The sequence below is a fragment of the Hymenobacter sp. CRA2 genome (assembly GCF_002007105.1).
Lineage (GTDB): Bacteria > Bacteroidota > Bacteroidia > Cytophagales > Hymenobacteraceae > Solirubrum.
Genome location: NZ_MVBC01000011.1, coordinates 181541 through 196862, shown reverse-complemented (window position 1 = coordinate 196862; position 15322 = coordinate 181541). Strand labels below are relative to the sequence as shown.

At 65.0% G+C, this 15322-nt stretch carries 13 protein-coding genes; 9 read left to right on the top strand and 4 right to left on the bottom strand.

The features are described from left to right. Positions 1-12: 12 nt before the first annotated feature. Complete coding sequence (locus B0919_RS17650; RefSeq protein ID WP_078013605.1) at positions 13-1527, bottom strand: hypothetical protein; 1515 nt, start codon at positions 1525-1527, stop codon at positions 13-15. A 295-nt stretch (positions 1528-1822) separates the two neighbouring features. On the opposite strand from B0919_RS17650, the gene B0919_RS17645 reads away from it, so the two are divergent. Further along, positions 1823-2065, top strand: coding sequence for a hypothetical protein (locus B0919_RS17645; protein WP_139362217.1), 243 nt, complete (start codon positions 1823-1825; stop codon positions 2063-2065). A 23-nt stretch (positions 2066-2088) separates the two neighbouring features. Here B0919_RS17645 and B0919_RS17640 read toward each other — a convergent pair whose 3' ends face one another. The 3 genes from B0919_RS17640 to pdxH form a co-directional block, all read right to left on the bottom strand. Beyond that, positions 2089-2670, bottom strand: coding sequence for a Maf family nucleotide pyrophosphatase (locus tag B0919_RS17640; RefSeq protein WP_078013603.1), 582 nt, complete (start codon positions 2668-2670; stop codon positions 2089-2091). Positions 2671-2767: 97 nt separating this feature from the next. Then, on the bottom strand, positions 2768-4072 hold the full coding sequence (locus B0919_RS17635) for a DUF1015 domain-containing protein (protein WP_078013602.1): 1305 nt from the start codon (positions 4070-4072) through the stop codon (positions 2768-2770). A 114-nt stretch (positions 4073-4186) separates the two neighbouring features. Continuing rightward, positions 4187-4837, bottom strand: coding sequence for a pyridoxamine 5'-phosphate oxidase (gene pdxH, locus B0919_RS17630; protein ID WP_078013601.1), 651 nt, complete (start codon positions 4835-4837; stop codon positions 4187-4189). A 243-nt stretch (positions 4838-5080) separates the two neighbouring features. Here pdxH and B0919_RS17625 point away from each other — a divergent pair, with 243 nt between their 5' ends. The 8 genes from B0919_RS17625 (at position 5081) to B0919_RS17590 (ending at position 15169) form a co-directional block, all read left to right on the top strand. Continuing rightward, on the top strand, positions 5081-5647 hold the full coding sequence (locus B0919_RS17625) for a YqgE/AlgH family protein (protein ID WP_078013600.1): 567 nt from the start codon (positions 5081-5083) through the stop codon (positions 5645-5647). 64 nt (positions 5648-5711) lie between these two features. Beyond that, complete coding sequence (locus B0919_RS17620) at positions 5712-8204, top strand: DUF349 domain-containing protein (RefSeq protein WP_139362216.1); 2493 nt, start codon at positions 5712-5714, stop codon at positions 8202-8204. 187 nt (positions 8205-8391) lie between these two features. Continuing rightward, entirely contained in the window at positions 8392-9015 is a 624-nt protein-coding gene (locus B0919_RS17615) for a hypothetical protein (protein ID WP_078013598.1), read from the top strand. An 85-nt stretch (positions 9016-9100) separates the two neighbouring features. After that, the gene (locus tag B0919_RS17610; RefSeq protein ID WP_078013626.1) at positions 9101-10462 is read left to right on the top strand and encodes a sigma-54-dependent transcriptional regulator; all 1362 of its coding nucleotides are present in this window, start codon (positions 9101-9103) and stop codon (positions 10460-10462) included. 50 nt (positions 10463-10512) lie between these two features. Then, a complete protein-coding gene (locus B0919_RS17605) occupies positions 10513-11082 on the top strand; it encodes a hypothetical protein (RefSeq protein WP_078013597.1) in 570 nt (189 codons plus the stop codon). Between the two features lie 239 nt (positions 11083-11321). Then, positions 11322-12068 carry a hypothetical protein gene (locus B0919_RS17600; RefSeq protein WP_078013596.1) on the top strand — a complete coding sequence of 249 codons (747 nt, stop codon included), beginning with the start codon at positions 11322-11324 and terminating at the stop codon, positions 12066-12068. 63 nt (positions 12069-12131) lie between these two features. Beyond that, entirely contained in the window at positions 12132-13121 is a 990-nt protein-coding gene (locus B0919_RS17595) for a PspA/IM30 family protein (RefSeq protein ID WP_078013595.1), read from the top strand. A gap of 269 nt (positions 13122-13390) precedes the next feature. Continuing rightward, positions 13391-15169: an OmpA family protein gene (locus B0919_RS17590; RefSeq protein WP_078013594.1), complete on the top strand. Its 1779-nt coding sequence runs from the start codon at positions 13391-13393 to the stop codon at positions 15167-15169. Positions 15170-15322 lie beyond the last annotated feature (153 nt).

Genomic DNA, 15322 nt, shown 5'->3' with positions numbered 1-15322 from the left:
CAGCTGACTTCCTTATTGGGCTTCGAGCGAATCCAGCACGCGGTAGTCTTGGCTGGCCGGCTGCACCGAGTCGCCCGCCGAAGGAGCCGATTCGGCGCCGGTGGAATCAATGACGACATTGTTGAGCCGCTCTTCCAAGGGAGTGGTAGGGCTTTCCTCCGCGGGCTCAGGCGCTACTTCATCTGCCTCGGGGGTGGGCATTTCGTGCGGCGCCTGCTGCACCGTGCGGGGCTGCGCCGCGGGTTTCGCCTGGCCCCAGGGCAAGCGGGCCACGCCCCAGCCAGCCAGCACTAACAGAGCGAGTATTGCTACGGTCGCGGCCGCGCGCCAGGGCTGCAACCGCCACGCCGAGTACCGACGCGGCGCCGGCCGGGCCGGGCGAACTGGCACTGCCGAAGCGGAAGCAGCTACCGGGGGCGGCGCAGCAGGTCTGGATGGGGCAGGAGCGGGCGGCGTAGCGGCGGGGGCTTTGGGCTGCGCCTGGAGCTGCTGGATCAGGGCGGCGAGTTGGGCAATGCGCGCGTCCAGCTCCCGGTTGCGGGCGGCCGACTCGGCGCGGGCCAACTGCATGGCTTCGTGCAGGGCCTGCTTTTCGCGGGTTTCGGCCGTCAGGCGGGCTTGCAGCTCGGCCGTGGAGGGAGCGGCCGCTGCGGCCTGCGCCAACTGTTGCTGCAGTTGCCGGATGGTTTGCTCGCGCTCCACTTCGCGGGCCGTGATGACCTGAGTGTGCTCGTCGAGTTCGGCCCGCACCTGCTGGCGCAGCTGCTCCAGGCGCTGCTTTTCCGCGGTGCTGGCTGCCGTTGGGTCGGGTGGATAGCCGGCATAGCCTGAGTCGGGCGGAATGTCCTCGGCCCCGAGCCAGCGCCAGAGCTGCCGGGCTTTCTGCGTCCAGAAATCTTCGGATTCGGCATCGGTGGGCGCTTCGGCCGCGGCTGTTTCCTCCGATTCGGCCTGCAGGTACTGCAACCACTGCTGCAGGCCGGCCACTGAGAGAGCGGCGCCGGGCGGCTGCAGCCGCTGCAAGCGGCGCGGCAGGTGCGGCAGACTGCTGAGCAGTTGGAAATAGTCGGTGCCCGCCTGGGCATTTAGCCGCGCTTCCACTTCCGAGCCAAAGGTGACGGGCTGACTGAACAGCACGACGCCGGCAATAACCTCGGGGCGAATGACGCCCAGCCCCGGCTGAACCGTGAGCCACGCGGCTAACGCGCGGCTTTGGCGCTGGAACTGTGCAAAGGGGTTGGCGCTGCCCGCCTGCCCGGGCAGGGGCTGCCCGCCCAGCTGCCACGGACCCTGACCCTGCGCCGGCAGGTGCAGGGCACCGCCGCGGGGCACAAACATCAGCAGCGTAATGCCCGCCGGGCGCACCAGCACGGCGTCGAGGGTGCCAGCTTCCTCCAGCGGCAGGTTGCCCAGCAGCAAGGTTGGGTCGGCAGCGTCGGCGCCGGGCTGCAGCAGGCCGTGCAGGGCATCGAACTGCACGGCCAGGGCCGGATCGGCAAAAGGAGCAAACAGGAAGCTGTGCAGCATGGGGTCGTAATACGCGGCTAAGCTACCGGAACTCCGGCGTTTGTTCGGCCCCGGGCTGTCACGCGGCAGCGTGAGCGGCACCGGCCCGCTGCATCAGGCGCGAATCAAAGCAGCGCTGCTAGCCCTGGCAGGCGGCTATCACATCAAAAAGGGACCCTGATAACGGCGGCCGGACCCTTTTATGCGATTGTGCTCAAGGGGGCTTTCGTGCTCCTTTGCCCTGAACACGGTGCCGCACTGCCTGGTGGCGCCCACTCAGCCGGTTTTGATGATGAAACGCGCCGCCCTTGTGCTAATGCTAGTCTTTGCCAGCAGCTTACCTGGCCTGCGGGCCACCCCGGCAGCGTCGGGGCTTGCCGCCGAGCCGGTGTGGCGGCCCGAAACGGCCTTGCCGCACGGCCCCGCTTTGTGGTTGAGCCGCCGCATTTCGCCGGCGGCATCAGCCTCGGCTGTGCGCGCACTCGCGCGGTTGCTAAGAGCCTACGTCGAGGGCCCGGCTGCCCCGGCCGGCAAGCCCGGCGTCACGACCACGGCGTAAATACCGGGTCTGTCGCGTAGTTATTAGCCGGGCAATAAGTCGCCAGCGAGCTTGGACAGCTCTTCCCACACGCGGTGCACCGGCAGGCCCATCACGTTGAAGTACGAGCCCTCCAGCCGCGTCACCGCCACCAATCCAATCCAGTCCTGGGCCCCGTAGGCGCCGGCCTTGTCCAGGGGGCGATACTGGCGCACGTAGTGCCGGATTTCGGCTTCGCTCAGGACCCGGAAGTGCACGCGCGTCTGGTCCGAAAACACTACTTCGCGGCCGTCGCCAGTTAGCAGGCATACACCGGTGTACACGTCGTGGGCGCGGCTCTGCAGCAGCGTGAGCATGCGCACGGCGTCTTCGTCGTCCTCAGGTTTGTTGAGCACCTGCTCGTCGAGGCACACGATGGTATCGGCGGTTAGCAGCACCTCGTCGGCCTGCAGGTCGGCCCGGTAGGCCGAGGCCTTGTGCGCGGCGAGGTATTCGGCCACTTCGGCCCGCTGCAGGTGCGCCGGGAAGCTTTCGTCAACGTCCTTCAGGCGCACTTCGTAGGCAAGGCCCAGGTCGGAGAGCAGCTGGCGCCGGCGCGGCGAATTAGAGGCGAGAATCAGGCGCATGTGTTAGGGGGTAGGCAGTAATCAGAAAGGGCGTCAGCTCTACCTGGCATCCGCTTGTTGAAGCATCTGGGTTGCTTCGTCGGTTAGTGTAGTTCCTTTACCGCAGAAGCCCCACCGGCTCGTCGTCGCGGATGCTGGTGAAGAGCAGGCCGCCGAGCGTTTTGGGGTAGAAGAAGGTGGATTTGGGCGGCATCACGGCGCCGGAGTGGCACACGCGTTCCACTTCGGCCATGGTCACCTCGTTGGTGATGAGCGCGGCGCGGGCCTCGCCGCTGTCCACGCGCTGCAGGCACTCGGGGAAGTTGCGCACGTAGGCCACGCCCGCCCACTGCCGCTGCGCGTCGGGCCCCACGATGCCCAGGGCGCGCTCCAGCACAAAGTAGTGCAGCACCGTCAGGTCGAGGTTCTTCACCTCCGGCGTGGTGTCCCAGGCCAGCTGCGCGTGCACCTCCGGGCGCAGGCGCAGCTTGTAGGGCTGCCGGTCGAGGTACAAGCCGAAGGCCCAGGGCTTGCCGGCAATGATTTCGGGCAGGTCGAAGGCGTCGTCCTTGGGCGTGATGACGAAGTAGGGGACCAGCCGCTCCAGAAACTCCGCGTCGGTGAGCCCGCCGGGCAGCTCCAGCAGCAGCCGGTGGGTGGGCAGGATACGCAGGTCGTCGGCGGCGGCGTTGGTGAGGTACATCAGGTGGTAGTGCCACGGCTCCTGCCCGGTGTGCTGCGGATCGGCGGCCATGCGCGCCCGCCGGTAGGCCAGCGAGCCTTCGTAGCGGTGGTGGCCATCGGCCAGAATCACCTGCCGCTCGGCCAGCAGGGCCTGAAAGCGCTGAATCACCTCGGCGTCCTGAATCACGGCCAGCACGTCGCGGGCACCCTGGTAGTCCTCCTCGGTCTGGCACAGCGGGTCCAGAATAGCCTCGTCGAGGTAGCGCTCCAGCTCGAAGGCCTCGTCGCGGTACAGGCCGTGGGTGGCGCTGGTCTGAAACTGGGTGCGGCTCAGCAATTCGGCCCGGTCGTTGACGGACGCCGGCAGCGTGTTTTCGTGGCGCAGCACCACTTCTTCGGCCCAGTCGTAGGCCCGGATGTGGCACATGAAGCCCTTGCGGCAGTACTCGCGCGGGCTGCCGGGCAGCCGGAAATACTGGTAGTAGACGTAAATAGCCGGCACCGCGTCCTGCAGCAACACCCCGGATTGTTCCCACTCGATGAGGCGGCGCAGGGCTTCACCAGCCGGGTCCTCGCCTTGGCGGGGCACCGAAAGGTGGATGCTGTTGAGCGGGTTGCGGTACAGGGCTTCGCGCTGCTTGGCCGACACGACGTCGAACAGCGGCGACACGTACTCATCAATGCGCTGGCTCAGTTCCGGATTGTAGCGCCAGGCCCGGATGGGTTGAATTTCAGCCAATTTGTTGGGTAGTAAGAAACAGGGGACACGGGACGGGTAATCGGCAAGGAGTGACAGGCGGCACGGGACGGGTTATCGTTTGGACATTTCACCTGTTGCGTGCCGCCTGTCGCCTCACGGGGCCAAACGGCTGCGTTTCCAGGCCGTGCCGTCCTTTTCGTACACCAGCCGGTCGTGCAGGCGCGAGGGGCGGCCCTGCCAGAACTCTACCCGCGTGGGATGCAGCACGTAGCCGCCCCAGTGCGGCGGGCGGGGCAGCGGGTCCTGGGCAGCAAAGCGCTGCTCCACTTCCCGCTCGCGTTGCTCCAGCTCCTCGCGGCTGCTTATGGGTTGGCTTTGGGGCGAAGCCCAGGCCCCGATCTGGCTGCCGCGCGGCCGGCTCTGGAAGTACTCTGTCGAGGTAGCGTCAGCAGCTTTTTCCACTACGCCTTCCACGCGTACCTGCCGCTCCAGCCCGGGCCAGAAAAACGTGAGGGCGGCCTTGGGCGCGGCGGCCAGCTCCTGGCCCTTGCGCGAGTCGTAGTTGGTGAAGAACAGGAAGCCGCTGTCCTCGGGCAGGCCCTTGAGCAATACCACCCGCGCCGAAGGTTGGCCCTCGGCCGAGACGGTGCTCAGCGTCATGGCGGTGGGCTCTTCGACCTGCGCGTGCAGGGCTTCGTCGAGCCAGCGGCGGAACTGCCGCAGGGCGTCGGCGTCGGCGGCCGATTCGCTCAGTTCGTGCTGGGCGTAGGTTTTGCGCAGGTTGGCGAGGTGCTGATCTTGCATGGCGGCGGAAATAACGGGGCAAAAGTAGGAGCATTTTGCCGCGGGGCGAAGCGCCGGGCAACGCCAAGGGCCGGCGCGGACTCTTTTCGGGCCGCCCGGCCGGCACCGCCGATGGAACCTACACGGGGCAAGCCAACGTAAGGTAACGGCGCCCGTCTTACTTGCGGGGGCCGATTCAACACCCATCTTTGCGGGCCGCCGCTTCACCGCACCGTATACCTCACTTCTTATTTCGCCCTCGCTATGTCCCAACTTCAGAGCGGTAGCTTGCTAATATCGCAGCCTTTCCTGGGCGACCCGAATTTTGAGCGGTCGGTGGTGCTCCTGTGTCGGCACGATGAAGAGGAAGGTACTTTCGGGCTGATGCTGAACCGGCCGACCTCCGTGCGCCTCGGCGACGCGATGAACCTGCCCGGCGGCGACGAGCACCCGGCCACCACGCTGCCCCTGCACGTGGGCGGCCCCGTGCAGCCCGATACCTTGCACTACCTGCACCAGCGCGCCGACCTGCCCGGGGCCGAGCCTTTGGGCTCGGATGTATACTGGGGCGGCGACTTTGAAATCCTGCTCGGCCTGATTGCCGCGGGCGAGCTGACGGAAAGCAACTTGCGCCTGTACGTGGGCTATTCCGGCTGGACGGCCGGGCAGCTGGCCGGCGAAGTGCAGGAAAATACCTGGATTGTCCACCCGAATGCTGCCGGGAAAGTGTTTACTTTGACCACTGATGCCTTCTGGCAGGCCATTTTGCGCGAGAAAGGGGGACGCTACCGCGTGCTGTCCAACTACCCCCTGGACCCGCGTCTGAACTGAGAACGTAGCCTGCCCGGTACGGCGCCCTGCGCGGCCGACCGGGCGGTTTTGTCGAGAGAGAACCATGCAACCGGAGAACGAGAACACCGCCCCCAACAGCCCCGAGTCGAATCAGGAGTCGCCGATGAGCATCCTGGAGCGCCGGCTGGCCGAAATCGCGCAGTCCCGCCAGCACGGCGAGCCGACGGCCGATGCCTCTGCTGAAACACCATCCCAAGCCCCGACCGCCACGGAGGTGCCCGCCACGCTGGCCGCACCCGATGTGCCCGCCGATGCTACTGTTTCGGCGCAGCCCGCCGCGACTGGCGCCGGCGACATCACCGAGCAGGCCGATCAGAGCGCGCCCGCGCCTATCGACCCTACGGCTGCCCCAGGCACGGCCGGCACCGAATCGACACCGGTAGTACCGGCGGCCGACCACTCGGCGGCCATCGAACCGGCAGCCGGTAGCGGCCTGGAAGCCACCGGGCAGTCGGCGGCCAACAAGGCATTTGCCGAGCAGCAGCGCGCCGAGGAAACCCACGCAAACGAACCATGGGCCGCTCAGCAGCGGGCCGAAGCCCACTACGGCCACGAAGGCCCCGGCGCCGTAGCCCATGCCTCCGAAACCAACGCCCCGGTAGAAGCCGCGCAAGCAACCAGCACGCCCGAGGCCGATGCTCCCGCGGCCGTGACGCTGCCGGCTCAGCCGCTGACCACGGCCGCCGACATCGAAAACGCTCCGGCTCCGGTAGCCGCCTTGCCCACCTCCAACAACGCCTCGGCTGCCGATGCCGCCGAGCAGGCCGCCCACCACGAGGACGAGGACGAGTACGTGCCCGAAACCCCGGCCCCGGATTTTAGCCAGCTGGACGTAGCCGCGCAGGGCAGCTACCTGCAGGAGCTGCTGCGCCGCCCGGACGCGCGCCAGAACCGCCGTCAGATCCTCGATCTGCACCGTCAGTACGAGCAGGGCGTCAATACCGAACGCGGTACTGCCCGGCAGCGCTTTGTGGAAGCCGGCAACAACGCCGAGGACTTTGAATTTGCCGGGCCGCAGGGCTACGCCGAAGTTACCAAGGGCATTCAGGAGTACCGCGACGCCCGCGTGCGCGACGCCCGTCAGGAAGACGAGCAGCGCGCCAAAAACCTAGTGCAGAAGCAGCACTTGCTCTCCCAGCTGCGCCAGCTGGTGGAGTCGGCCGAGACCAAAGACTCTTCGGCCCGCATCAAGACGCTGCAGGCCGAATGGAAAGCTACCGGCCCCGTGCCGCAGGCCCAGTCGCAGGAGCTGTGGAACAGCTACCACGCCCTGCTCGACATTTACTACAACAACCGCGGCCTCTTCTTCGAAATGAAGGAGCTGGACCGTCGCCGCAACCTCGAAGCCAAGGAGGCACTGATCAAGCGCGCCGAGGACCTGGTACAGCAGTCCAGCATCAATAAGGCCCTGACGGAGCTGCGCCAGCTGCATGAGGAGTGGAAGGGCGTGGGCCCGGTGCCCAACGAGATGCGTGAGCCGCTGTGGCAGCGCTTCCTGCAGGCCTCGGAGCAGGTGCACAACCGCAAGCGCGCCTTCGTGGACGCCCGCTCGGCGCAGGAAAACGCCAACCTGCAGCGCAAGCAGGAGCTGCTGGCCCAGATCGTGCCCTTCGGTGAGTTCAAGACGGAGCGCGTGAACGAGTGGCGTGCCAAGACCGACGAGTTGCAGGCTCTGAAGGAGCAGTGGGATGCCGCGGGCCTGGTGCCCCGCAGCCAGGCCGAAACCATGAACAAGCAGTTCTGGGCGTCTTACAAGGGCTTCTTCCAGCATAAAAACCAGTTCTTCAAAGCTCTCGACGAAGAGAAAAACCGCAACCTGAAAGCCAAAATAGCTCTGTGCGAGCAGGCCGAAGCCGCGCTGCAGAACCCGAACTGGGAAGAAGGCCGCGAGGTGGTGATTCGGGTGCAGAAGGAATGGAAGAACATCGGGCGGGTGCCCGAAAAGCAGTCGGACAAGATCTGGCACCGCTTCCGCACCGCCTGCGACTCCTTCTTCGAGCGGAAGCAGACTGAATCGCGTCAGCGCGAGCAGCACCAGCAGCAGCTCTCGCAGGAGCAAGCTGGCCGCCTCGATGCCATTGCCTCGCAGGTAGCCGCCTTGTCGGCCGACAACCCCGGCACGCAGGAAGGCCTGCAGGCGCTGGTGGCCGAGTGGGGCCAGAGCGAAGTACCGCAGTCGGGCCGCCGCGGCGGCGCGGCCCAGGCCGAGGAGAAATTCCTGGAGCTGATGGGCAAGTATATCGACAACATCCCGGGCCTGAGCTACGCCGAGCGTGACGAGCAACGCTTCCAGCTGGAAGTGCAGCGCCTGAAGTCGAACCCCGAGGCGCAGCAATTGCTTTACCGCAAGGAGCAGAACCTGCGCCGCGACATCAACGAGCTGGAAAACGACGTGGCTACGCTGCAGACCAACCTGGACTTCTTCGCCCGCTCGAAGAATGCCGGCCAGCTGCGCGAGGAGTACCAGGGCCGCATCGACGAAACCAAGCAGCGCATCGAGCGGCTCAAGCGCCAGCTGCGCGTGGTGCGCAGCTAAGGTTAGACTCAAGTACTAATGCAAAAAGCCCCGCACCTTACCGTGTGGGGCTTTTTCTATGGCCAGCAGCTGGTAGTAATTTGGACGAATACAGCTAAAAAACCATGCTAAGGTGTCGAATTAGCCGAGCAGCAGTACTTATTTTGGGCTTCTCGACTAGCTGCCAGCGGCTTATAACCTTTTACTGATGATTATCTACGGAACCAACGGCTCGCACGTGCGCACCGAGCCGCTGCCCGGCGTAGCCTGCCCCGCCTGCCATACCGCCGACCGCATGCACGCCAGCGTGTTCAGCCGCTACATTCACATCTACTGGGTGCCGCTGCTACCGTATCGGAAGCCCGCCGTGGCGCTGTGCCAGCATTGCCAGGGCATTTGGGAGCTGGCGCAGTTGCCCGCCGAGGCCGACGACATCAAGCAGGCCTTGCGAGCAAAAAAGAAGGCGACCCGGGCCCCGTGGTGGCAGTGGTCGGGACTGGCCGTGCTGACGCTGGGCGTGGTGTGGGCCGCCGACGCGAGCATCCGCGACGGGCACGACAACGACGCCTTTCTGGCCGCACCCCGCGCCGGGGATATTTACACGGTGCGCAACGATTCCAGCCGCAATTACTCCTTGCTGAAAGTGGTGCGCGCCCACGCCAACACGGTGGACGTTATTGCCAGCGCGTACGAAACCGACGATTCGCAGCCGGTTAAGAAGCTCAACCATGCCCAGTATTTCGGCAAGGATACCGTCACGCTGACTCACCTGGACCTGCTGGGCATGAAGAACCAGGGCCAGCTTACCGACGTGGACCGGGAAACCGAGTAACACGCGGTGTGCGGTGCACCGTCCGGAATTCGACACCTTTGCCCCTGGAAACCGGCGCCGATCATTGCCGCTTCCGCTACTGCGCATGCCCCAAGGCACCATTCTCATCATCGACGACGAACCCCGCCTGCGCCAGCTGCTGGCCCGCCTGCTGGAGCTGGAAGACTACCACGTGCTGCAGGCCGTCAACGCCGCCGAGGGGCTGGAGCTGCTCGGGCAGCACCAGCAGGTGCTCGTGGTGCTCTGCGACGTGAAGCTGCCCGACGCCCATGGCGTGCAGCTGCTGCCGCGGCTGAAGCAGAAGGCCCCGCTGTCGGAAGTCATTCTGATGACGGCCTACGGCACCATCATCGACGGGGTGCAGGCCATGAAGGACGGCGCCTTTGACTACATCACCAAGGGTGACTCCAACGACCAACTGCCGGTGCTGGTGGAGCGCGCCGCCGAAAAAGCCCGCCTGCGCTACCGCGTGGCCGAGCTGGAGCGGCAGGTGGGCGCGCAGCACTCGTTTGAGTCCATGATCGGGCACTCGTCGGCGCTGGAACGGGCCAAGACCCTGGGCCGGCAGGTGGCCGCCACCGATGCCACGGTGTTGCTGGAAGGCCCCACCGGCTCGGGCAAGGAGCTATTTGCCCAATCTATTCACCAGGCCTCGCCCCGCAAGAGCAAGCCGTTTGTGGCCGTCAACTGCTCGGCATTTCCGAAGGACTTGCTCGAATCGGAGCTGTTCGGCTACAAGAAGGGCGCGTTTACCGGGGCGTTGGGCGACAAAAAGGGCCTGCTGGAAGAAGCCTCGGGCGGTACTTTGTTCCTCGACGAAATCGGGGAGCTGGAGCTGTCGGTGCAGGCCAAGTTTCTGCGCGTACTCGAAACGCAGACCTTCACCAAACTAGGCGACACCAAGCCCACCAAGGTGGATGTGCGCCTGGTGGCGGCCACCAACCGCAACCTCAAGCAGGAGGCCGCCGCCGGGCAGTTTCGCCCCGACCTCTACTACCGCCTTTCCGTCTTTACCATCCCGGTGCCGCCACTCAAGGAGCGGCCCGAGGACGTGCAGCCGCTGGCCGAGTACTTCCTGCGCTACTTCGCCGCCCGCATGAGCAAGCGCGTGCCCGGCCTCGACGTGGAGTGCCTGCGCCTGCTGCAGCGCTACAACTGGCCCGGCAACGTGCGCGAGCTGAAGAACGTGCTCGAGCGCGCCGCCATTCTCACGCCCGATGGCCAGCCGCTGGCCGCCGCTTACCTGCCCGACGAGTTTCACGCCACTGCTGCGCCCGGCGCCGGCCTGCCCGGCTTCAGCCCCGACGACCGCAGCCTGCGCGCCCTCGAAGCCCGGCACATCCGGCAGGTCATGGCCGAAACCGAGGGCAACAAAACCGAAGCGGCGCGGCAGCTCGGCATTGGGCTGACCACGCTCTACCGCAAGCTGCAGGAGTACGGGCTGTAAGCCCAACACCTGGCTGAGTACGGCTCTCCACTGGTTTCTGAGCAACGCACATGGCTATCTGGCAATATCAACTGACTGTTCTGCCCGCGGCTGGCGTCGAGCAGCAACTGGGCCACCTACCTACCCAACTGTTTATTGATCATGCCGGCTGGAATCGCCACTGGGCCGATCAGCCGCAGCTCGCTGACCCGGCTATCTACGATGCCTATACCATCGATTGGTGGACGGATACTGGCGTTGCGGCCCAGGCCCTTGTTGATGCCTTGGACCAACTGCTGACTCGCGTTGTCTGGAACGCAAGCGGCACCACATTTTACAGATGGAAAGGGGAGCCGGTCGACCACGATGCCTCCGTAGCCGTTGGCCCGTCGGATGGCTACGTGTCGGAGTTCACGTTCCGCACGGACATGCGCGACGTGGAACAAGCCGTCTGGTTTCTCGAAGCCGTGCTCAGTATCTGTCAGCGCCACGACTTGTTGGTGATGGACGCCGAAGGCCGGTTGTTCGCGCCCCGCCTGCGGGAGTTGTTGCCCTCGCTGGAGCAGTGTACCGCCGTGCGCTTTCTAATCAACCCCCGCGAATTTCTGGAACAGGTGCTGCGAAAGTCGGACGACCACTAATGGCCCGGCCCTGACCGGCAGCGGTATGCAGCCCCTGGTTTCCTGCTGTTTCGAAAATGCAGACCCTTCCAAAACGGAAGGGTTTTTCGTTTTCTGGCTCCGCTGATTTCGCGTCATATGATTTTATTCACTGATAATCAATGCATAATAATTGAGGCTCTGTTTGGCATTCGGTCATCGGCATCTGGATTGGCTTAGGGTCCGCGTCCCGCAAGACGTTACCCTAACCACTCTTACCAATGGCCATCTTCGACAACATCGCCAAAGCCGCCAAAGACTTCTTCATCGAAGAAGACGGCGCGGCCGCCGCCCAGGCACCACAGCCGCGGCCGCTGCCCGGAACCGCCCCGGCAGCCCGCGCCTTCGTGCCAACGCCCCCAACTGCGCCGGGCCCTAGCTCCTCGCTGCCCGGCGTCACGCCGCCGGCTGCCGCCACCGGCGTGACGCAGCCCGAGCAGCGCCACGTGGAGCACATCAATGGGCTGCTGGCCGGCAACGGCAAGGACTTCGCCGCCTACGCCAAGATGGTGCGGAGCATGGCCGCCAGCGGGTTGTCGGGCCCGGTGCTCTACCAGACGGCCTACCACGCCTTCGCGGCCGTGACGGGCCTGACGGTGCAGGAGTTGCTGGCCTCGGCCGACCAGTTTGAGCGCGTCCTGCAGTCAGACCGCAACAAGGTGCTGGAGCGCCACCGCGAGAAGCTGGGCGAGCTGAAGATTCCCAATAGCCGCCCTAGCACCATCGTGCAGCTGCTGGCTCAGGAGCAAAAGCTGCAGGCCGACATGGCCGAACTCACCCGCCAGCTCGAAGCCAAAGGCCAGGAGCTGCAAGCCGCCCAGCAGCAGCTAGGAGAGGAGCGCCAAAAAGCCCAGGCCGCCCTGGCTTCCTACGAGCAGGCCAACGCCGGCGCTGCCGCCGACCTGCACGCCCACTACCAGGCCGCCCAGAGCTTCCTGCTGACGCTGGGCACTACTCCGGCCAAGTAACGAAGCCGCGACCAGGTATAGCACCCCTCACTCTCAAACTCGTCAACTCACACCCTCACGATAATGGATACTTCACTGCTAACGACTGGCTACGAGGCGGGCAACGCCAAGTGGCAAAAGCCGGAAAAAGTCGCCGGCTGGGTTTTTCTGGGCGCCGCCGTTGGCACGGGCGTCTACTTCTGGGGCACCATCGCCCCGTTCCTGGTCGACATGGTGTTCGACACCGTGAAGCTGGGCGTCGGGCTGGGGGCCTTGTTCCTGATGTTTTTGCTGGCTACCAACAAGCGCATCAAAGCCGGCCTCTGGTACGCCGGGCAGCGCTTCTTTCGCTCCGCCGCCGGCATCTTCGTCGAGACGGACCCCATCGGCATCATGGAGGACTACATCCGCAACACCGAGCAGGAAGCCAAGAAAATGGACGGCGAGGTGGCCCACGTGGAAGGCGCCCACGAGCTGGTGAAGCGCAAGATCGAAGCCAACCAGCAGCAGATGCGCGAGTACCTGGGCCTCGCGGCCTCGGCCCAGCGCCAGGGCGAAAAGGACGCCGCCGAGCAGTACGCCTCGCGTGCCGCCCAGCTCGAAGACTACAACACCCGCCTGCAGCCCATGCTCACCACCACCGCCAACGTGAGCCTGGTGATGCGCCAGATCCTGAAAGCCGCCCTGCGCCAGATCGACAACTCCAAGTTCAAGGTGAACCTCTTGAAGGACGAGTACAACCTGGTGAAGCGCACCTCCTCCGGCATGCGCGCCGCCATGAATATCCTGCGCGGCGACCCGGACAAGAAGTACTTCTTCGACCTGGCCACCGACCGCGTGGCCCAGGACATGGCGCAGAAGCTCGGCCAGATCAAGCAGGCCATGCGCTACTCGCAGGCCTTCGTGAAGGAAATGGACATCCAGAACGGGGTGATGAGCGAGAAAGGCCAGCAGCTGCTGGAACGCTACCAGAAAGGCGACTTCAACGCCCTGCTCGACGAGAAAGCCGTGAGCCAGTCGCCGCGCACCACTACCCAGGCCAGCAACGACGCCTTCAGCAAGCTGCTGGACTAAGAGCCAAGACTAAAAAACCCCCCTCCTCAGATGAGGAGGAGGCCCGAAGGGCGGGGTGGTTGATAATCGTTGCCCGGTGGCTAGAGCTAAGGCTACCTGAATTGTAGCCAGCGCCAGCAGCTACTACCTGACGGCGCGGACGCCCGTCAACCACCCCCGTCGCGGCCAAAGCCGCAACATCCCCTCCTCAGCTGAGGAGGAGAGCCCGACGCCCACCGCGTCAACACCCACCAACTCTCTTTCGAACCCACTTTTTTCTCCATACCACAATGACAACTCGCGGTAAAATCGTCATCGGCCTGCTGCTGGTGCTGGCCGCTTACTTCGGCATCAACAAGCTGGTGAGCAGCGGTGCCGTCTTCCAGAAAGCCGAAACCCAGTCGGTTCTGCTGAACTCCATCGAGCTGCCCACGCAAAGCGGCGGCTCCCGCACCAACCTGGCCGTGCCGCTGGCCCCGCTGCCCGGCAGCACCCCAGCCGAAAAAGGCACCCCGGTGACCTGGGAAGTAATGGCCTGGAACTCGCAGATGGCCGGCATGCTGGCCAACGGCGGTCCGCGCAGCACCGAAGGCTCGGCCATGGCCGCCAACGGCATTGACCTGCAGATTGTGCGCCAGGACGACGTAGCCAAAATGCAGGCTGACCTCGTCAAGAACGCCCTCGACCTGCAAAGCAACCCCAAAACGCCCGGCCTCATCGTGAGCATCATGGGCGACGGGTTGCCGGCCTTCTCGGCCGTGCAGGCGCAGCTGGAAAAAGCCGGCACCGGCCTGCAGATTCTGCCCTACAGCCCCGGTAAGAGCTTCGGCGAAGACAAGCTGATGGGCCCGAAAGAGTGGCTCGACTATCCCAAATCGGCCCTGGGCAAAACCATTGCCTGCTACCTGCGCGACGGCGACCAGAACATTGCCCTGAAGTGGTGCGCCGACAACGGCCTCAAAGTCAACCCCGACGAAACTACTTACGACCCCGAAGCCGTGAACTTCATGGCCGCCTCCGACTTCCTGGTGGCCGCCGAGAAATACATCCTCGGCAAGCCCGAGCAGCGCACCAAAGTGGTGAAAGGCCGCAGCACCGGCGTGAAAGTGGACGTGGTAGCCGACGGCGTAGCCACCTGGACGCCCGGCGACGTGAACATTGCCAAGCAGAAAGGCGGGCTCGTGAACATCGTCTCGACCAAGGACTACTCCAACCAGATGCCCAACATCATGGTGACGACCAAACGCTGGTACGAAGCCCACGAGAAGGAAGTACAGGGCATCATCACCGCCCTGGCCGTGGCCGGCGACCAGGTAAAGTCGCACCCCGAAGCCCTGCAGCGCGCCGCTGATATTTCCGCGGAAGTGTACGGCGACAAGGACAAGCCCGGCGCCTACTGGCTGCGCTACTACAAGGGCGTGAGCGAAGCCGACCGCACCGGCGAAGTGGTGGAGCTGGGCGGCAGCAAGGCCTTCAACTTCGCCGACAACCTGACCCTGTTCGGCCTCGACAACGGCGGCACCAACATCTACGCCTCCGTCTACAAAACCTTCGGCGACGTGCAAAGCAAGCTGTACCCCAAAGAGCTGCCCAGCTACGTGCCCCTCGACCAGATGCTGGACCTGGGCACCCTGCGCAAGCTGCAGGAGCAGTACAAAGGCAAAACCATTGCCCCGGCCGAACAGCAGCAGTTTGCCGCCGACGACGAAATCCGCCAGAGCGTGAGCAAGCGGGCCTGGAACATCGAGTTTGAAACAGGCCGCAGCACCTTCACGCCGGCCGCCGAGCAGGACCTGAACCGCCTCTTTGACGACCTCGTAGTCGCCGGCCGCCTGAAAGTCGCCGTGCACGGCCACACCGACAACGTGGGCAACACCGACAAAAATCAGCAGCTCTCGGAGCAGCGCGCCCTGGCCGTGAAGAACTGGCTGGAAGCCAAAAGCTCCTCCTCGTTCCCCGAGGGCCGCGTGCAAGTCTACGCCCACGGCGCCCTGGAGCCCGTGGCCAGCAACGCCGACGAAACCGGTCGCGCCAAAAACCGCCGCGTGGAAATCGTCCTCGGCAACTAACCGGCCTTGCGGGCCTGATCCGATGTGCCTTGTTCTTACCCTCTATCTGCTAGTGCACCATCCGCCCGTGCCAGCAGGCGTCCCGCCGGTAACGGGGCGCCTGCGAGCCGCGGCCCAGGCCGGCTACCTGTTCGGCCGCTTGGCCCAGCGCCT